15 protein-coding genes are annotated in these 18,599 nt (G+C 72.7%); 3 read left to right on the forward strand and 12 right to left on the reverse strand.

The features are described 5' to 3' along the window. Positions 1-56: 56 nt before the first annotated feature. Complete coding sequence (locus ACWEPL_RS23080; protein WP_363964295.1) at positions 57-1,343, forward strand: ABC transporter ATP-binding protein; 1,287 nt, start codon at positions 57-59, stop codon at positions 1,341-1,343. Between the two features lie 18 nt (positions 1,344-1,361). Here the strand turns inward: ACWEPL_RS23080 and ACWEPL_RS23085 are convergent, their stop codons facing one another. The 6 genes from ACWEPL_RS23085 to ACWEPL_RS23110 form a co-directional block, all read right to left on the reverse strand. Next, a complete protein-coding gene (locus tag ACWEPL_RS23085; RefSeq protein ID WP_363964297.1) occupies positions 1,362-2,078 on the reverse strand; it encodes a TetR/AcrR family transcriptional regulator in 717 nt (238 codons plus the stop codon). Positions 2,079-2,112: 34 nt separating this feature from the next. Next, complete coding sequence (locus ACWEPL_RS23090; protein ID WP_452437414.1) at positions 2,113-3,318, reverse strand: FAD-dependent monooxygenase; 1,206 nt, start codon at positions 3,316-3,318, stop codon at positions 2,113-2,115. 67 nt (positions 3,319-3,385) lie between these two features. After that, a complete protein-coding gene (locus ACWEPL_RS23095) occupies positions 3,386-5,440 on the reverse strand; it encodes a glycosyltransferase family 39 protein (RefSeq protein WP_452437415.1) in 2,055 nt (684 codons plus the stop codon). A 26-nt stretch (positions 5,441-5,466) separates the two neighbouring features. Further along, the gene (locus ACWEPL_RS23100; RefSeq protein WP_363964303.1) at positions 5,467-6,711 is read right to left on the reverse strand and encodes a bifunctional glycosyltransferase family 2/GtrA family protein; all 1,245 of its coding nucleotides are present in this window, start codon (positions 6,709-6,711) and stop codon (positions 5,467-5,469) included. A gap of 226 nt (positions 6,712-6,937) precedes the next feature. Continuing rightward, positions 6,938-7,609, reverse strand: coding sequence for a response regulator transcription factor (locus ACWEPL_RS23105; RefSeq protein WP_350726879.1), 672 nt, complete (start codon positions 7,607-7,609; stop codon positions 6,938-6,940). Further along, positions 7,606-8,802: a sensor histidine kinase gene (locus ACWEPL_RS23110; RefSeq protein WP_452437416.1), complete on the reverse strand. Its 1,197-nt coding sequence runs from the start codon at positions 8,800-8,802 to the stop codon at positions 7,606-7,608. The genes ACWEPL_RS23105 and ACWEPL_RS23110 overlap by 4 nt, the downstream gene beginning before the upstream one ends. Before the next feature lie 173 nt (positions 8,803-8,975). Between ACWEPL_RS23110 and ACWEPL_RS23115 the strand changes: the two genes are divergently transcribed. Further along, positions 8,976-9,599 carry an FMN-dependent NADH-azoreductase gene (locus ACWEPL_RS23115; protein WP_452437417.1) on the forward strand — a complete coding sequence of 208 codons (624 nt, stop codon included), beginning with the start codon at positions 8,976-8,978 and terminating at the stop codon, positions 9,597-9,599. Positions 9,600-9,631: 32 nt separating this feature from the next. Here the strand turns inward: ACWEPL_RS23115 and ACWEPL_RS23120 are convergent, their stop codons facing one another. Together ACWEPL_RS23120 and ACWEPL_RS23125 are read right to left on the reverse strand one after the other, a co-directional pair. Then, the gene (locus ACWEPL_RS23120) at positions 9,632-10,822 is read right to left on the reverse strand and encodes a hypothetical protein (protein ID WP_452437418.1); all 1,191 of its coding nucleotides are present in this window, start codon (positions 10,820-10,822) and stop codon (positions 9,632-9,634) included. A 425-nt stretch (positions 10,823-11,247) separates the two neighbouring features. Beyond that, positions 11,248-12,561 carry an acyltransferase family protein gene (locus ACWEPL_RS23125; protein WP_452437419.1) on the reverse strand — a complete coding sequence of 438 codons (1,314 nt, stop codon included), beginning with the start codon at positions 12,559-12,561 and terminating at the stop codon, positions 11,248-11,250. Between the two features lie 107 nt (positions 12,562-12,668). Between ACWEPL_RS23125 and ACWEPL_RS23130 the strand changes: the two genes are divergently transcribed. Next, positions 12,669-13,571, forward strand: a complete 903-nt coding sequence (locus ACWEPL_RS23130; protein ID WP_452437420.1) for a D-isomer specific 2-hydroxyacid dehydrogenase family protein — start codon at positions 12,669-12,671, stop codon at positions 13,569-13,571. A gap of 28 nt (positions 13,572-13,599) precedes the next feature. On the opposite strand, the gene ACWEPL_RS23135 is transcribed toward ACWEPL_RS23130, so the two are convergent. From ACWEPL_RS23135 to ACWEPL_RS23150, 4 genes are all read right to left on the reverse strand, one after another. Continuing rightward, a complete protein-coding gene (locus tag ACWEPL_RS23135) occupies positions 13,600-15,462 on the reverse strand; it encodes a protein kinase domain-containing protein (RefSeq protein ID WP_452437421.1) in 1,863 nt (620 codons plus the stop codon). A 111-nt stretch (positions 15,463-15,573) separates the two neighbouring features. After that, positions 15,574-16,728, reverse strand: coding sequence for a cytochrome P450 (locus ACWEPL_RS23140; RefSeq protein ID WP_452437422.1), 1,155 nt, complete (start codon positions 16,726-16,728; stop codon positions 15,574-15,576). A 212-nt stretch (positions 16,729-16,940) separates the two neighbouring features. Next, complete coding sequence (locus tag ACWEPL_RS23145) at positions 16,941-17,699, reverse strand: IclR family transcriptional regulator (protein ID WP_350726887.1); 759 nt, start codon at positions 17,697-17,699, stop codon at positions 16,941-16,943. Between the two features lie 118 nt (positions 17,700-17,817). After that, complete coding sequence (locus ACWEPL_RS23150; protein ID WP_452437423.1) at positions 17,818-18,549, reverse strand: XdhC family protein; 732 nt, start codon at positions 18,547-18,549, stop codon at positions 17,818-17,820. Between the last annotated feature and the right edge of the window lie 50 nt (positions 18,550-18,599).

Here is an 18,599-nt window from a genome sequence, read left to right on the forward strand (position 1 = left end):
GTACTACCTCTTCAATCAGCCCCGTCACAGGTGACACGTGCGCAAGGTGTGGGCCCATGAGCTCGGTCGTTCTCGACAAAGTGTCCAAGGTGTATCCGGGCGACTACCTCGCAGTCGACCGGTTGAGCCTGCGGGCTGAGGACGGCGAGTTCCTCGTCCTCCTCGGACCCTCCGGCTGCGGCAAGTCCACGCTGCTCCGCATGATCGCGGGACTGGAGGAGATCACCGAGGGTGACCTGTGGCTGGACGGCGAGATCGCCAACCATCTGGCCCCGCGCGATCGTGACGTCGCCATGGTGTTCCAGAACGGCGCGCTGTATCCGCACCGGACGGTGCGCGGGAACATCGCCTTTCCCTTGGAGATCGCCAAGTCGGACCCGGCGATGGTGCGCGAGCGGGTGACCGAGCTGTCGAAGGCCTTACACATCGACGAGACGCTGGACCGCCGCCCCGGCACGCTCTCCGGCGGCCAGCGGCAGCGCGTGGCCATGGGGCGGGCCATCGTCCGGCAGCCGAAGCTGTTCCTCATGGACGAGCCGCTGTCGAACCTGGACGCGGGCATGCGCACCGAGCTGCGCATGGAGATCTCGGCGCTGGTCAGGTCGCTCGGCGTCACCACGATCTACGTGACGCACGACCAGGTGGAGGCGCTGACACTCGCCGACCGGATCGCCATCCTGAACCGAGGGGTGCTCCAGGACGTCGGCACCCCCTCCCAGATTTACAACGATCCAGCCACCGCGTTCGTGGCGGCGTTCCTCAACTCCCAGCAGTTGAACCTGTTGTCGGCCACTGTCAGGACGCCGCAGAACCAGTACGTCATGCTCGATTTCGGCCCGCACCAGCTCACGATGCCGTGGAGCGATCCGAGGGCGTACGCGATCTCGCAGCACACCGGCGGGCAGGTGCTGGTGGGCATGCGCCCGGACGGGCTGGCCCCGGTGCAGGAGTCGTACGACGGGCCGTCGTTCTTCGGGCGGGTGCGGGCGCTGGAGTACCACGGGCACGAGTGGCTGGCGTACCTGGCGTGCGGGGTGCCCGCCGTACCGGTGCCGGAGCCGCCGGACCCGCGCCAGCGGAGCAACGGGAACAAGAGCGGCCCGGGGAAGCTGTCGGGGCTGGTACGGCGGATCTTCTCCTCCCAGCGGGAGGAGGAGCACCAGGAGCAGGAGCAGGTCGGCCAGCACCCGAACAGCGGCATCCACCGCCGCTCCGACCTGATCGTCCGCCTGGGCAACCGCCCCGTCTGGCGCACGGGCGACGCCGCCAAGGTCGCGATCGACCTATCCCGCATCATGATCTTCACCCTCGACGGCGCCCGCATCGACCCCCCGCGCCGATAGCCGGCGCCGCGCCGCGGTTCACTGCTGGAGGGTCTGGCTGCGTTCGATGAGGTCCAGCATGCCTTTCTGGATCTGGCGCAGGAAGGCGAGGACCTCGTCGGCGGCCGCGGCGACGGCCGAGTCGGCGGGGGCGACGGCGGGTTCGAGCAGCCGGGCCACGGTGTCGGCGAGGACCTGGTCGGGATCGACGCCGAGGGCGGCGGTGGCCGGGTCGGACAGCGCGGCGCCGAACCCCGTGAGCACGGCGTGCACGGCGTAGGTCAGCTCGGGCAGGGGCCGGTCGTGGCGGATCAGCCCGTGGCGGTGATGGATCGGCATGCCCGCCTCGCACAGGGCGCCGGGTGTGGTGCGGGCGAACAACTCGCGGTCGCCGGCCTGCTGGGTGAGCAGCCGCAGCAGATCGGCGTCGCCGCTCTGCACCCGGCGTGCCAGCGGGAACTTCAGCCCGGTGCGGACCAGCAGCGGGGCCAGGCGGTGCGGCAGCACGGTGGCGGGGTCGGCGCTGACGCGGCTGGTGATCTCGTCCAGGAAGGCCAGCAGTTCGCGGGCGAACAGCCCGAGGATGAGGTCCTCTTTGGCGGGCCAGTACAGGTAGACGGTGCCCTTGCCGACCCCCGCCGCGCGGGCGATCTCGCTGACCGTCACCTTGTGCACGCCATGATCGAGCACCAGCTCCCGCGCGCTGTCCAGGATGCGGGCGGCTTTGCGCGAGTGGCGCTCGATCAGCTGGCTCACGTGGGCTGTCCTCTGCTTTCGGGCTGGGGTCGGGTCACACGGCGGCGACGTCGAAGGTCTTGTTCTTCATGTCCGGGCCGTTCATTATCTTGCCCATGGCCGGCCCGATGACCGGCGTGCGCATGAGGCGCAGCATCGCGCCGCGCATGATCAGTTCCTTGCGGTCGTGCGGCGTGAAGATCCTGCGCATGATCAGCGCGCTGTTCTGCTCGGTCTGGATGAAGGGCCGCATCCGGGCCTCCCAGGCGCGCAGCGCGCCGGGCAGGTCGCCGGGGTGGCGCTGCACCATGGTGCCCAGCAGCTCGCCTCCGGCGATGCCGCTGGAGGCGCCCATGCCCGCGTACAGGGTCACGCACCAGGCGGCGTCGCCGACCAGGACCACCCGGCCGTGGTGCCAGCGCGGCATCTTCACCTGGTTCACCGAGTCGAACAGGGACTCCGGAGCCTGCTCGAACGCCGTGAACAACTTCTCCAGGAGCGGTCCGGCGGGCTGCGGCCCGAACGCGGCGCGGATGGACTCGATCGGCGGGCGGGCGAACTCGGCGTCGATGTCGTCGGTGCGGTAGGAGAACAGCAGGCCCGGCGGGTGGTCGGAGAAGGGGAAGATCCACGCTGAGCGTCCCGGCTCGGCCAGGGTCAGGCCCTGCCCCTGGCCAAGGCCCTCGACCGGCCGGTCCAGCACGGTGGCGCCGATCATGTAGTTCAGCGGGCGCAGGTGCTCCTCGGGGCCGAAGGCCAGCCTGCGTACGGTCGAGCGCATCCCGTCGGCGCCCACCACCAGGTCGAAGCGCTCGGTGACGGTGGCGCCGGAGGCGGTGTCGCGCAGGGTGACCTCCGCCGCGGAGTCGTCCTGGGCGATGCGGGTGGGCACGGTGGAATAGCGGATCTCCACGTCGGCCGGCAGCGCGGAGAACAGCGCCCGCTCGATGTCCCCGCGCAGCACCACCCGTGGCTTGCCTGGCAGGTTGGCCAGGCTCATGCCGGCGGTGTGGCGACCGGCCCGGTTCACCTCGTAGGGGGGAAGCCGCGGAGTGCGGTCGCCGATCGCCTCCAGCGCGCCCAGCCGCTGAGCGGAGGCGAGACCGGTGCCGAACAGCAGGATGAAGTACCCGCCCGAGCGGCGGGCCGGGGCCCGCTCCACCAGCACCGGCTCCCAGCCGACCTGCCGCAGGCGCAGCGCGGTGGCGATGCCCGCGATCCCGAGCCCCACCACCAGCGCACGCCCGACTGCGTCCTTCATTGCCGACTCCCTTTCTGTCGTGTCACCACGACCCTAATAGACAAACTGACCAGATTGGTTCTGTTGGTCAGTTTTTCGGGCCGCAGTCGTAGAGGGTGAGGCCGCCGGTCGCGGGACTTCCTCCATAAGCGGAGGCGGGGACTTCGGCGCAACTCGCCTTGATCCATTGCGAGCGGCTCGTGCTCGACCCGCCCATCATGGAGCCGAAGCCGGATCCCAGTACGAAGCGCAGCTGCCCCGAACCCGTCCAGTCCTTCAGCTGCCGGACGGTCGGGGCGTCGTCGATGCCGATGAAGCCGCCCATGCCGATCACGGTGGCGTCGCTGCCGAGGATGAACGTGGAGGCGAACGTGGCGCCACCCTCGACGGCGAGCTTGATCCGGGCGGAGCCGGAGTTCTTGACGGCATGGTCGAGGATCTTGCGCTGGTCGGAGGTGAGCTCGGCGCCGCCGCCGGGAAAGCCTCCCGGGAAGCCGCCCGCGAGTCCGGATGGCATGTCGCCCGGGCTCCCGCCGGGAAAGCCTTCGGGGAGTTCCATGCCTTCCGGGAGTTCCATGCCTGGCGGGAGCTGCATCCTTCCCGGGAGTTCGCGCCCGCCCGGAGCCGGGCCGGCTCCGCCACCGCCGCCGAAGGGCATGGCCGGCGGCCCCGCGGTGGGGTTGGCGCCGCCCAGCGCCGACGTGGTGCCGGGAACGCTGATCGCCCAGGCCGCGGGCGCCGCCAGCACCGCCAGGACCGCCACGCCGAGGGCGGCGGGCAGCAGCCGTCGCCGGCCGGCGGACAGCAGGAGCAGGACGACCGCCGCCAGCCCGGCCGCACCCACAGGCCACACCAGCCAGCCGTTCCAGAACGGGGCCCGCCCGATCACGGCACAGGCCCAGGCCGCGGTCACAGCGACGGCCCCGGCCCCCAGCGGGAGCGCCCAGCGCGCCCCCGCCCGATGGGCGCGGGCCAGCGCCGTGACGAAGCCCGCGGTGAGGGCGGCGATGGCGGGGGCCAGCTGCGTCGTGTAGTACGGGTGGAAGATCCCCTGCTGCGTGGCGAACACCACGCCGCAGACCACCAGCCAGGTGCCCCACAGCACCCATCCGGCCGCGGCGAGCGGCTCACCGGGCATCGCGACCCCGCGCCGGCGCAGTACGGCGACGGCCAGGGCCAGCGGCAGCGCCACCCCGCACAACGGCAGCAGCCAGCTGATCTGCCCGCCGACCTGCTCGTTGAAGAGCCGCCCCGGACCGGCCGCACCGCCGAAGGAGATGCCGAAGCCGCCCGGGACGCCGCCGCTCCCGCCGCCGAGGACCCGGCCGAGGCCGTTGTAGCCGATGACCAGGTCCCAGGCGCTCCCGTCGGTGCTGCCGCCGACGTACGGACGGTTCCCCGGCCAGAGCGCGACCATCGCGATCCACCACAGGGAGGACACGGCGAGGACCGCGCCCCCGGCCAGCAGCCTGGCCAGCCGGCCGAGCCAGGGGCCGCGCGCGCCGACCAGCCAGGCCGCCGCGAAGGCGGGGATCACCATCCAGGCGGCCAGCATCTTCGTCAGGAAGCCGAGGCCGATCAGGAACCCGGCGGCGCACAACCAGCGCAGGGCGGCCCGGCCGGAATCCGTCCGCAGCGCCCGGGTCAGCGCGTACGCCGCCGCCACCAGCGTCAGCACCAGCAGGGTGTCAGGGTTGTTGTCACGGTTGATCGCCACCGTGATCGGGGTCAGGGTGAGGACCAGCGCGGCCAGCAGCCCCGCCGCCTCGCCCGCCCACAGGCGTACGGTGCGGTGCAGGAGGAACACCGTGGCGACGCCTTCCAGCACCTGGGGCAGGATCAGCGCCCAGCCGTGCAGGCCGAAGAGCTTGGTGCTGAGGACCTGCGGCCACAGCGCCGCCGGCGGCTTGTCGACGGTGATCACGCCGGCCGGGTCGTAGGCGCCGAACAGGAAGTTCGTCCAGCTCTGGCCCATCGACTTCACGGCGGCGGAGTAGTAGCCGTTGCCCCAGCCGAGGGAGCCGAGGGCCCAGCCGTACAGGCCGGTGGCCAGGAGCAGGATCGCCGCCATCGCGGCCGGGGCCGCCCAGCCGGGCAGGCGACGGCCGGCGGCACGCGGCGGCAGTTCGGTGATGTCGGTCATCTGTGCTTCTTCTTCTCCGAAGACGATCAGGGTGTGGGACGGCGGAAGACGGCCAGGCGCAGCGTCACGAAGCGGACGGCGGTGACCAGCACGGACGAGGCGGTGAGCACCAGCGTCTCGGCCGCGGCCGACGCGTCGGGCTGGACCTGGCGGAACAGCAGCACGGCGGCGGAGGTGACGACGTACCCGAGCAGGAAGAGGGCCCCCGCTCCCAGGTGCGCCCGTCCGGCCCCCGTGCCGGACCAGCGGAAGGTGAGGCGGCGGTTGGCCTCGGTGTTGAGCACGGTGAGGACGAGCAGCGACACCAGGTTCGCGATCACGGGCGGCCACCAGGAGCGCAGCAGCCAGTAGAGCAGGGCCTGACCGGCCGTCGAGAGCACGCCGATGGCCACGAAGCAGCCGACCTCCCAGGTGATGCGGGAGCCCGCCCTGGCGGGGGCCAGCACGGCGTCGGGGTGCTCGGCGGCGGGGGCGGGGCGCCGCGGCAACGGAGCCCGTGCGGCGCCCGAAGCCTTCATGCGGGCCACCCGCCACAGCCCGCGCAGGTCGTCCACGGCGGTGCCGACGACGTCGACCCGGGTGTCCACGTCCTCGACCCAGTCGACCGGGACCTCGTGGATGCGCAGCCCGTTGTGCTCGGCGAGCAGCAGCAGTTCGGTGTCGAAGAACCAGGCGTCGTCCTGCGTCCTTTCGAGCAGCGGGCCGAGCACGTCCGTACGGGCGGCCTTGAAGCCGCACTGCGCGTCGCTGAACCGGGCTCCATGGGTGAGCCGGATGATCGCGTTGTAGCAGCGGGAGATCAGCTCGCGGCGCGGCCCGCGCACGGTGCGCGCGCCGGAGGCCAGCCGGCTGCCGATGGCGAGGTCGGAGTGGCCGCTGGCGAGCGGGGCGATCAGCGGCAGCAGCCCGTCCAGGCGCGTGGACAGGTCGACGTCCATGTAGACGACGATGTCGGCCTCGCTCGCGCCCCACACCGTACGCAGTGCGAGCCCGCGCCCCTTCCTGTCGAGGTGGACCACGTCCGTGCCGGGCAGCTCGGCGGCCAGCTCCCGGGCCACCTCCAGCGTCCGGTCACGGCTCGCGTTGTCCGCCACGGTGATCCGCCAGGGGAACGGCATCCGCTCACGGAGGTGCGCGTGGAGGGTGCGCAGGCATCCCGGGAGCGCGCGCTCCTCGTTGTAGACGGGGATGACGATCTCGACCGTGGGATTCGGCAGCTCCGAGCGCTGGAAGTCACGGAGGACGCCCTGGCCGCAGGTGGTGTCGGTCATCGCTGTCCACTTCTCTTCGCAGGGATGTCAGATCGCTCGGTGGGACGGCTCCATCACCGGCGATCGGCACGACGCCGGGCGCGATCCCCGCGCCGGGGCCGTCGTGGTCACCCCTCAAGCCTCGTGGCCCCGCCCCGGGGGAACGTCCGCCTGGAGGAGGGTTCTGAACTGCGGCGATCGCAGTAGACGTGGGCGCGGGCCTACCGCGCCCGCGGTTCCCGGCCGATCAGCGGGGCTGGGGGCGGACCAGGCCGGTCTCGTAGGCGATGATCACCAGTTGGGCGCGGTCGTGCGCCTTGAGCTTGGTCATGGCCCGGTTGACGTGGGTCTTGGCGGTCACCCGGCTGATCCCCAGCAGGTCGGCGATCTCGTCGTTGGTACGCCCGCAGGCGACCAGGGTCATCACCTCCCGTTCGCGCTCGGTGAGCACGGCGAGGTCTTCGGGGACGTGCTGGGCAGAGACGCCGGGGCCGGCCAGGAAGCGGGTGATCAGCCGGCTGGTCGCCGCCGGCGACAGCAGCGCCTCGCCCCTGGCCACCACCCTGATGGCCTCCTGCAGCTCGCCGGCCTCCACGCCCTTGCCGAGGAAGCCGCTGGCGCCCGCCCGCAGCGCGGCGAAGACGTACTCGTCGATCTCGAACGTGGTCAGGACCAGCACCCGGACCCCGGCCATGGCCTCGTCGGAGGTGATCTCCCTCGTCGCGGCCAGACCGTCCATCCCGGGCATGCGGACGTCCATCAGCACCACGTCGGCCATGGTCTCCCGCGCCAGCCGTACGGCGTCGTGACCGTTGGCGGCCTCGCCGACCACGTGCAGGTCGGGTGCCGAGTCGATCAGCACCCGGAACCCCGCGCGGACCAGCGCCTGGTCATCGGCCAGCAGCACGTTGACGGTCATCGCCTGTTCTCCCTGGAGGTGGGCAGCACGGCGTGCACCCGGAACCCGCCGCCGTCCACGGGCCCGGCGAGGAACGTGCCGCCGACCGACAGCGCCCGCTCCCGCATGCCGATCAGGCCGTGACCGAACCCGGGGGAGATCCCGCCGGCACCCCCACGACCGTCGTCGGTCACGGTGACGATCACCTCGTCGGCGGCGTACTCGATCCGCACGGTGGCGGTCGCCCGCGGCACGTGCTTGCTTACGTTGGTCAGCGCCTCCTGGACGATCCGGAACGCGGCGAGGTCCACAGGGGCCGGCAACGGCCTCGGATCGCCGTAGAGCAGCCGGCCCAGCTTCAGCCCGGCGGCGGTGAAGGAGTCGGCCAGCTCCGGCAGCCCCTCCAGCCCCGGCGCGGGCTCGGTCAGGAGCTCGTCGCGGCTGCCCGGCCGGCGCAGCAGCCCCACCGTCGTCCGCAGCTCGTCCAGCGCCTCCTTGCCGGCTTCGCGGACATGGCCCAGCGCCGCGCGGGCCTGCTCGGGCTCGCTCTCCAGCATGTACGCGGCGACCTGCGCCTGCACGTTGATCAGCGCGACGTGGTGGGCGAGAACGTCGTGCAGCTCCCGCGCGATGTGCAGCCGTTCCTCCATCACCCGGCGTTCGGCCTCCTCCTCGCGCGTCTCCTCGGCCCTGCGCGCCCGCTCCTCGATGGCGGCCACGTACGCCCGGCGGCTGCGCATCGAGTCCCCGACGGCGGTGGCCATGCCGATCGCCGCGATCGGCGCCAGCACTTCGGGTGCCAGCCACGCGCTGTCGCCGAACACGATCCTGGCCGCGGCGACCACCAGCGCGGCGAGCCCGCCGCAGATCCACGCGTGCCGGCGCGGGCATCGGGAGGCCACCGTGTACATCGCGATCGCCGACGCCAGGTCCAGCACGCTCCGCGCGCCGTCGATCATGGCATAGGCGGCGAACCCGGTGACCGTGACGGCGAGCACGGCGTGGGGCCACCGCCGCCGGAAGACCAGCGCGCCGCAGACGACCGCGGCCAGCGCGATGTCGTACGTGGTGAGGGGCCGCATCGGGTGGTGCCACTCCGCGCCGGGCGGCGGGGGAGCGCCCGGCGCCAGCAGCGTCATCGCATACACGCACACGGCCAGGACAGTGTCGGCCGCATAGGGCCGGGACAGGAGTTCCCGTCTCAGCCAGGTCACCGTACGCACCTTTCAAACGTTAGGCCTGACCTGGGCGAAGTCCCTCATCCCGTAGTACCCATCCGCTCTACTGCGCCCGCAGTACGCCCGTCGCTCCGCCACTTGACCAATCGGACTGCAGTCCGTATTTTCGATGCAGTAATCGGACCACAGTCCGGAAAGGACGTGAAATCATGAGCAGACTGCTGCACATCTCCGCCTCCCCCCGTGGGGGCGAGTCGATCTCGCTGGGCATCGCGCGGACGTTCGTCGAGGAGTACCGCGCCGCCAGGCCCGGTGCGACGGTCGATCACTTCGACCTGTGGGACGGCACGCTCCCCGAGTTCGGCCCCGCCGCCGCGGGCGCGAAGATGACCGTGTTCGGTGGTGGCACGCCCGAGGGGGAGCAGGCGGAGGCGTGGGCGGCGGCCGTGCGGACGTTCGAGCGCTTCGACTCCTACGACCGATACCTCTTCAGCGTGCCGATGTGGAACGGGGGCGTGCCCTACAAGCTGAAGCAGTTCATCGACGTGGTCAGCCAGCCGGCGATGGTCTTCGGCGTGCACCCGGAGACCGGGTATCGCGGCCTGCTGACCGGCAAGCGCGCCGCCGTCGTCTACACCAGCGCCGTCTGGGGACCCGGCCTGGGGCCGGAGTTCGGCAATGACTTCCAGTCGACGTACTTCGACGACTGGCTCCGCTGGGCCGGCGTCGCCGACATCCAGGAGATCCGCCACCACCCCACGCTGACGGGCTCGTACGAGGCCGAACGCAAGCAGGCCGACGAACGCGCCCGCCGGATCGCCAGGACGTTCTAGCGCTCAGCCGAGACAGGTGTCCGCCGGATGTCTCAGGAGGCGCAGGTCCAGCGGGGCCCGTCCGGGGTGTCCTCCACGAGGATCCCGCCCTCCTGCATCGCCGCCCGCACCGCGTCCGCCACCTCGTACCGCCCCTCCTCGCGCAGCCGGGTGCGGAGCACCAGCAGGGGCTCCACCAGGGAGGGGAGGCTCTGCGAGCGGAGGCGGGCGGTCGAGGCGAGCTCGCCGAGGCGGGCGATGAGCAGCCGCATCAGCTCTCTCGCCTGGTCGACCCCGCCGGCGTCCTCCTCCGTGTCGGCCGCCCACTTGACGATCTCGGCCTCCAGGTCGAGCACCGCCTGGGCCGCCGCCACCAGGTCCGGACGGGCCACCGCCGCCTTGAACAGCTCCTCGCACGTGTGGATCGTCTCCTCCAGCGTCACCTCGGCGGGAGCGGGGTCGGCCGCGGGCGGCGGGGTGACGGCGCCCGTGCCGGGGCCGCCCTCGGCCAGGCGGCGCAGCTCGGCCAGGTCGGTGTGGGTGCCCGTGGGCAGGACCGTGGTGGAGCCGGGCAGGCGGACGGTCAGGCCGCCCCGGCCCGCCACCCGCACCGACTCGGTCTCGAGGTCGATCATCAGGGCGGTGTGCTCGTCGAGGCCCAGGACGGCGGTGCCGGGCGGCAGCTCGCGCTCCATGCGGGACAGCCGGCGCTCGCCCAGATAGCAGTAGCGGGTGTCGTGGGTGCCGCCCTCGGCGTTGTCGAAATGGGGGATCAGCACGGCCCGCAGCCCGAGCGGATCCAGCAGGTCGACGCCCTCGCGCCAATGCGGATCCGCGCCCACCTTGTAGATCTCGTAGACCGGCACGGTGGCCAGGCCCGCCGTGCAGGCGGCGGCCGAGGCCAGCACCGTCACCCCCTCGCGCGCGCGGATCCGGGCACGCAGGTCGCCGGCCACGCCCGAGCCGGCCCACCGGTCGAGCGCGTACGTCGGGCTGCCGGGACCCGAGAAGGCCCAGTCGGCGCCCGTGATCCCGGCCGCCACCTCGACCTCCAGGCCGACGCTGCGCGCGAAGTAGCGGCAGGCGCGGGCGGAGATGTCGGCGGAGTTTTCCTGGAAGGCGTAGGGAGTGTCGAGCAGCACGGCCCGCGCCCCGGCACGCAGCGAACGCGCCGCCGCGCGGTGGATCTCGACCATGGTCGGGCTCGTCTCGCCCGACCCCATCAACACCAGCAAACCCGGCATGGCTGTCGGCCCCTCTCTCGCATGTCATCGACTACATCCGGGCCCGCCACGGCTTTCAAGAGCGTTGCGACAATGCGTCTGAGACGTACTTGCATATAGTTGGCAGTAAGTTGGTGGCGGTGACGGGAAGACACGTGATCCTGGTTGAGACGCTCATGCTACGGGTGGGCACCGACAATCGCTGGTCCTACCGGCATGCCCTCACCCGGCCGCAGCGAGGGGAGAGCCCCGACGAGGCGGCCCGCCGGCTCGGCGGGGTCGCGGCCGAGGACCCCGGGACCGTCGTGCACTCCACGAGCTGGCGATACGAGCCGGACGGCGGGGTCGTCCTGACCTATGCGGTCTGCCCGGACCCGGAGCCGTGGCTGCCCGCGGTCGAGGTGCCCGAGCTGGAGATCGCCAGGGGCGAGGGGCCCGCGACCCCGTCACCTGAGCGCGTCGCCCTGGCCAACGTGGTCGCGCACGCGGTCCGGCACCTGGGCTTCCTCATGGCCGAGGACCCCGTCGTGTCGCGCGTCCTGTCGAGCCATCCCGCGATCGCCCTCGCCCTGGAGCCGGCGGGCGCGCCCGCCTGAGAGGCGGCGGCCCAGCGCCTGCATGGGCCGTTCGACGTATCTGTAGCTGAGCGCGCTGGCGGCCAGCACCACGGTCAGGGCCAGCGCCGCCATCATGAGCTGGTACGCCGGCTCGGCCCGGCGCAGGTCACCGGTGATCGCCACGAAATACTTCAGCAGCGGGTGATGCACCAGGTAGAGCGAGTAGCTGATCAGCCCGAGCCAGGTCAGCACCCTGGGCAGCCGCCGCCCCCGCAGCGCCATCCCCGCCGCGAACGTGGCCCCGGCCAGCACGATCGTCGTCAGCCACACATCAGCCCGCACCCACCACCAGCCGCCCTGGACGGCCCACAGCGGCGCGATCCCCACCAGCGCCGCGGCCACCGCGACCGGCCACAGCCGTCCGTGGCCCCGCTCCCACCGGTGGATGGCCGTCCCCGCGAACATCACCGCCAGCACCGCCACCGCGAGCCACGGCACCCGGCTGCTCAGCGGCAGCAGCGTCAGCGCCATCAGCCCCAGCACGCAGGCCGCGGCCGTGCGCAGGCGTCCCCACACGACGCAGGCCAGCCCGGCCGCGAACATCGCGGCGGAGACGTAGGCGGGCCACCCGCCCGTCAGCACCGCCCCCGACGCCACCAGCCCCACCACCACGGCCCCCGCCGCGAACGACACCGACAGCAGCCCGCTCCGGCCGTGCCCTCCGATCAGGAACAGCGCGGTGACCAGGAGGTAGAAGATCATCTCGTACGACAGCGTCCACATCGTGTCGGCCACGCCGCCCACGTTCACGACGTCGAGCAGCATGGTCGCGTGCGCCGCCACCGCGCTGGCGTCCCTGGGCACCTCCGGCCGCACCGGCACCCACCAGGCCAGGGCCAGCACGAGGACGACCACGCCGAGGTAGAGGGGATAGAGCCGGAAGAACCGGCTGATCCAGAACTTGCGCACGTCGCCGTGGCGTTCCAGGGACGTGGGGATGATGTAGCCGCTGACCAGGAAGAACACGAGGATGCCGTAGATGCCGAGGCTGAACCAGTACGGCCTGAGCTGGGGCAGGAACCACGGCAGCAGGTGCTCGGCCACCACGGCCAGCGCGCCGATCCCCCGGAGCGCGTCCAGCCACGCGAGCCTGGCGGCAGCGGGGACGGGGGTGGTCACGGGCTGGGCGGCGACGGCGGACACCCGGCCAAACCTACCCACGAAGGCTGAAGAGATGCTGGCACCGGAGAACGTCGTGCTCGGGCATCACCGATACGCTAATGATCCCGTGGCGAGAAGGAGGCCCCAGCATGACCGTCGCCGTCCATGTCGGACCCGAGCCGGTGCCCGTGCTCATCGAGGCGGTGCGTCAGGCGGGCGGCAGGGTCGTGCCGCTGGAGGAGGCCGAGGCGATCGTCTTCTTCGGCGGCGGTCCCGCGGAGCTGCGGCCGATGCTCCACGAGGGCATCCGCTGGGTGCAACTGCCGAGCGCGGGCATCGAGCGGTTCGCCGACGCCGGGCTGATCTCCGAGCACCCGGTCTTCACCGCCGCCACCGGCTCCTACGGCCTGCCGGTGGCCGAGCACGCGATGGCCCTGATGCTGGCGGCCGCGCGCCGGCTGTACCGGGCGGCCAGGGTCAAGACGTGGGAGCCGAAGACATCCAGGGAGTTCGCGGGCTCGACGGTCGCGATCGTCGGCTACGGCGGCATCGGGCGGGTGCTCATGCGGATGATGGAGCCGTTCGGCTGCCGGGTCCTGGCGGTCACCGACAGCGGTGAGGCGCCCGGCGCGGACCTCGTGCTGCCGCGCGCCCGCTACCGCGAGGTGCTGCCCGAGGCCGACTACGTGGTCGTCCTGGCGCCGGCCACGCCGGAGACGAGGGGGATGTTCGGGAAGCGGGAGTTCGAGCTCATGCGCGAGGACGCCTGGCTGGTGAACGTCGCCCGAGGCAGCCTCGTCGTGACCGACGAACTGGTGGACGCGCTGCGCGCGGGCCGCATCGGCGGCGCGGCGCTGGACGTCACGGACCCGGAGCCGCTGCCTGACGGGCATCCGCTGTGGAGCCTGGACAACGTGCTCATCACGCCCCACTCCGCCAACCCGCCCTCCTCCTACTGGCGCGGCCTGACCGAACGCGTCACCGCCAACGTGCGGCGCTTCGGCGACGGCGCCCCGCTGGAGGGCGTGGTCTCCCCGACCGAGGGGTTCTGAGGCGTCCCGGAGACGGCTCAGAGGCGGCTCAGCCGAGGTTGAGGCGGGCCCCGTTGCTCAGCCCCGAGTCGTGCACCTCGAGCGCGGCCGGGGCGAGCTCCTTCGGCAGCTCGAACACCAGCGCGCCGGCGAACGACTGGCCCGCCTCGATGCGGATCGGCGTGATCTCCTTGCCGTCCATGTCGAGCAGCTTGGTGCCGCCGTGTAACTCCTTGTCCTCATCCACCAGCTTCTGCTGGCCCGGGTAGAGCACCCTGGCCTCCTGGCCGACGTTGCTGACCCGCACGCCGATCTGGCACGTGCGGGTCTGCGCGGACTTCACGGGCTTGGGGCACTTCGTGCTGGTGACGGCGAAGCGCAGCTTGCCGTCCTGCACGGGCCCGTCCTCGCCGGCCGACGAGGGCCGCAGCACCCAGATCAGCACGAGGATCAGCCCCACCACCAGCACGAACGCGATGATCAAGGCGGTCATGCAGCCCGCGAACACACCCCGCTTGGGCTTGGCGGGCGGATAGCCCGGCAACGGCCCCTGGCCGGTGGCGGAGGGGTGGGGCATCGGCCCCTGCCCGGTCTGGTGGTGGGGGACCGGCCCGGTGAGATCCGGGTGCGGCCCCCGCGGGCCCATCCCGGTCTGCGGCACGGGACCGGTCCGCTCGGGGTGGGGCGCCGGCGGCTGCTGCGGCACCCGGCCGACGCCGGGCGTGGGCCCGGTCCGCTCGGCAGGCGGCGGCTGCATCATGCCGGGCTTGGGCCCCGTGCGCTCGGCAGGTGGCATCTGACCCGGTTTGGGCCCCGTGCGTTCGGCGGGCGGCGGCTGCATCATGCCGGGCTTGGGGCCGGTGCGCTCGGCGGGCGGCACGTGGCTCGCCGCCCTCGGCGTCGGGCCGGTGCGTTCGGCGGGCGGCTGCGGCTGCGGCTGCGGCCCGCGGGGCTCGGCGTGCGGGCCGCGACCCTCGGGCCGGCGGGGCGGGCGACCCGCGCCCGTACGGTCGGGCGGCATCATCGGGAAGTCCGACGGGTTCCACGAGTTGGTCAGGTGCTTGGTGGCGGCGAGCTGCGCCGCGGGCTCGTCGGCCGCCCCCACCAGCTCCAGCAGCAGCTGCTTGGCCGCGGGCCGGCGCGCCGGGTCGGGGTGGATGGCCGCGGCCACCAGCCGGTCCAGCGGCGCGGGCAGCCCCCGCAGGTCGGGCGGCGCGCTGCGGGCCCGGGCCGCCATCACGTACGCGTCACCCTCGCCGAACGGATGCCCGCCCAGCCCCGCGTAGGCGATCAGCGACCCCCAGGCGAACACGTCGCCCGCCGGGCTGGTGCGCCCCTCGAAGACCTGCTCGGGAGCGATCCATCCGGGCGTGCCCATCACCATGCCGGCGTTCGTGTGCCGGGAGCTGACGTGCGTCGAGCGCGCCAGCCCGAAGTCGATCACCCGGGGCCCGGCCAGCGTCAGCATCACGTTGGCCGGCTTGAGGTCGCGGTGCACCAGCCCGGCCGCGTGGATCGCGGTCAGCGCGGCGGCCACGCCGACGGCCGCGGAGTGCAGCACCGACGGCGACAGCGCGCCGTGCTCGATCAGGTGGTCCTCTAGCGAGATGCCGTCGATGTACTCGGTGACGAGGTAGAGGACGCCGCGGTCCTCGCCGTGGTCGAGCACGCGCGCCGTGCAGAACGAGGCCACCTTGCGCGCGTTGGACACCTCTTCGTGGAAACGCGCCCGGTAGACCGGGTCGGCCGTGTAGTCGCGCCGGATCGCCTTGAGCGCCACCCGCTGCCCGTCGGCCGCCTTGGCGAGGTAGACCACGCCCATGCCACCGGAGCCGAGACGGCTGACCAGCTCATAGGGGCCGATCGCCGGCGGATCTTCCGGCTCCAGCGGAGTGCCTGCGGAGCGCCCCAACGTAGCCGTCCTCTCGCCGTCGTCATCCCGTCTCAATCCGAACCGTTCCTCCGCCCGGCACGTCATTTTGTACCCAAGACTCTAACGGAGGAAGTGCCTGCCCGGTGGCGACTAGTTCTGAGCAGGAGAGGGAGCGCCGTGGATGCGCAAGGGGCGCATCGTCACCCGCAGGCGCGAGAGGTTGAGACTGTGGGGGAGCGGGCGGTGCGGGGACAGCAGCCGCCCGACCGGCTTGGGGCGGGCGGCGCGGACGATGCCGGCCAGGAAGGCGGTGCCGACCGCGAGCGTGAGGTGCACGCCGTCGCAGCCCGGTCTGGCCCACCACTCGTTCGCCGCGGTGCCGTCCAGCCAGATCTCGGGGGCGAAGGTGTTCGCGTACGGCAGGCGCGAGCTGCGCTGGTGCGCGGCGATCGGCACGAGCACGGTGGTGCCGGCGGGCAGGGTGGTGCCGTACCAGTCGGTCCTGGTGGCGGTGACCCGCGACAGCGCCGGCACCGGCGGCCACAGGCGCAGCCCTTCGCGCAGGCAGGCCCGCAGGTAGTCGGCGTCGCGGCGGGCCGACTTGCGCTGGGCCGGGTGGGCGGCCAGCAGCGCAAGCGTCTGCATCAGCCCCGCCGACATCACGCCGAGGCCCATCAGCCAGAACGCCGCCTGCATGAGCCCGCGCGAGCGGCCCACCCCCGGCCTCTCCGCGATCAGGCCGGCCAGGCTGCCGGGTTCGGCGCGGCGCAGGTGGTCGAGGATGCGGGCGTCGTAGCGGCCCGAGAGCAGGTCCTGGCGCCGCCTGTCGCGCCACCTGCCGGCCCGCGTGAGGTCCGTCAGCAGGCGGGTGAGCTCCACGTCGTCGGCCGCGCCGTCGCCGTAGACGCAGCGCCTGGCCACCCGCTGCCACCGGGCGTTGAGCCGGTCGTGGTCGACCACGCCGGAGGTGAGCTCCCCGGCCTCCTCCCTGGCGATGTCGATGAACGTCGGGCGCAGCACGTCCGTCGGCAGGCCGAAGGGGCGTTGCTCGACGCCCTGCGCGAATTCGCCCTCCTCCGACAGCACGCGCAGGGCGTCCCGCTTGGAGATGATCAGCAGCGCGGGGCCGCGCAGGCCGCGCACGAGGACGGGGCGGCCGCCGTACCTGGCCTCGAGCTCGGCCAGCAGCGCGCGGGAGCGCAGCGGGTCGCGCCCACGCGTCAGATGCGGCAAGCCCGGCGGGACGATCGTGGCGGCCAGGCGCAGGCTCTCCAGCACGGTGGCCCGGGGGAGGTCCCTAGGCACGCGCGGCCTTCCGTGCTCCGACCGGCGCCCGCGGGTCCGTGGCCATGCGGGCGCTGACCTTTCGGCCCGCGGGCGCCTCCTGGGTGGCCGGAGCAGGAAGGAAGTCCATATGCCGATGTGATCTCCCGTGGCGCCGCGTTCGCAATCAGGGGTCTCGGCCACCGGAACACTTCCGGGCTGAGGCCGCGGAGATGTTCCGATGGCCGGAACGCCTACGCGCCGAGGAGGGCCGCCGAGATGGCCTGGGCGGCGCCGCGTACGGAGATGCCGAGCTTGGCGAGCGGCACAGCGCCCACGGGGGCGGCCACGCCGAGGGACATGCAGATCCGGCCGCCCGGGCCGAACACCGGCGCCGCCACGCACGCCACGCCCTCGGTGAACTCCTCCTGCGAGTACGCCACGCCGTGCCGGCGGACCTGGGCCAGCTCGCGTTCGAGCCCGCCCAGCGTGGTGATGGTGCGGCGCGTCATCCGCTCGAACGAGCCGCGCGCCAGCAGCTCCTGGCGCAGCCTCGGGTCGAAGGCCAGCAGCGCCTTGCCGGTCGCCGTGCAGTGGAGCGGCGCGCGGTCCATGCCGTCGGAGCGGGAGTCGACGCGGTTGTGGCCGTAGAGGCGCTCGACGTAGCGGGCCTCCAAGCCGGAGGGGACCGCCAGGTTGACCGTCTGCCTGGTGGCCTCGTACAGGTAGAGCAGGTAAGGAAGCACGACCTTGCGGGTGCCCGGCACGCGGGCCCGGGTGATGCCGGCCATCGTCTCCAGCAGCTCGCCCGGCAGGTAGCCGTTGCCCACCCGCCTGGCCAGCTCGCGCGAGCACAGCACGCCCAGGATGCGGTGGGCGGTCGACTTGGGCAGGCCCGTGCTGCGGCACAGCTGCGAGAGGCTGACCGGGTGGGAGGCGGCGCCGAGCGCCAGCAGGATGTCGATGCCCCGCTCCAGGCTGCCCGGCTGGGCCACGGGGCGGTCGTCCGCCATCCTCTGCACTTGGCGGACCAGTTCCGTCGGCATTGATGTCCTTTCGCTCTCCGGAGAGCGAAAGGGGCTTCCCGGGGGCTGCGGTTGTCCTGTCCTTGGCGTACCCGGCTGCCGCCCGTTAACGCAGGCTGATGATCTCGGCGTACACGGAAACGGCCACTTCACCGGGCGTTCTGGCACCTATGTCCAGACCCGCCGGAACCCGTACGCGCTCGCCTCCCTCCACGCGCGCCAGCACCGCCGTGCCGCGCCTGCGGCTGGCGATCAGCCCGACGTACGGGACGCCCTTGGCCAGCGCGTCACGCAGGATCGGCTCCTCGCCGACCCCGTGCGAGGCCACCAGGACGGCGTCGGCGCCGGCGGCGACCCCGGGGCCGGTCTCGATCTGGTACCCCAGCGCCTGGCCGACGGCGGCGAAGGCCCGGCCGATGGGGCTGTCGCCGTACACGTGGATCAGCACGGGAGGCAGCACGGCCTCCAGGAAGATCTCCAGCGTGCCGCCGGACAGGCACGGCTGGCCCACGGCGATCAGGCCCTCCTCCTCGTGCGGCTCGCCCGCCTCCGGCGTGATCCGCAGCAGCGTGGTCCGTGCCGCGCGCCGGAGTTCGAGCAGCCGCAGGCCCTGCGCCCGGACGGTGTCGGTGGCGCAGACCCCGCCGACGAACCCCTCGATCGTCCCGTCCGGCAGCACCAGCGCGCGGTCGCCCGCCTTCGCGCTGGTCGGCCGCTGCGCCCGCACGACCGTGGCCAGCACGTACGGCTCCCGCCCCGACCGCAGCCGCGCGACCCGGGCGTCCAGGTCGGCGGCCGGGCGCGGCCGGGACGTCGGCATGCCGAGAAATTCGCTCATGCGCCCTCCTTCGTCGGACGCATGAGCGAGATTCGGCTGTGTCTGATTGT

The organism is Nonomuraea sp. NPDC004186, assembly GCF_053603495.1.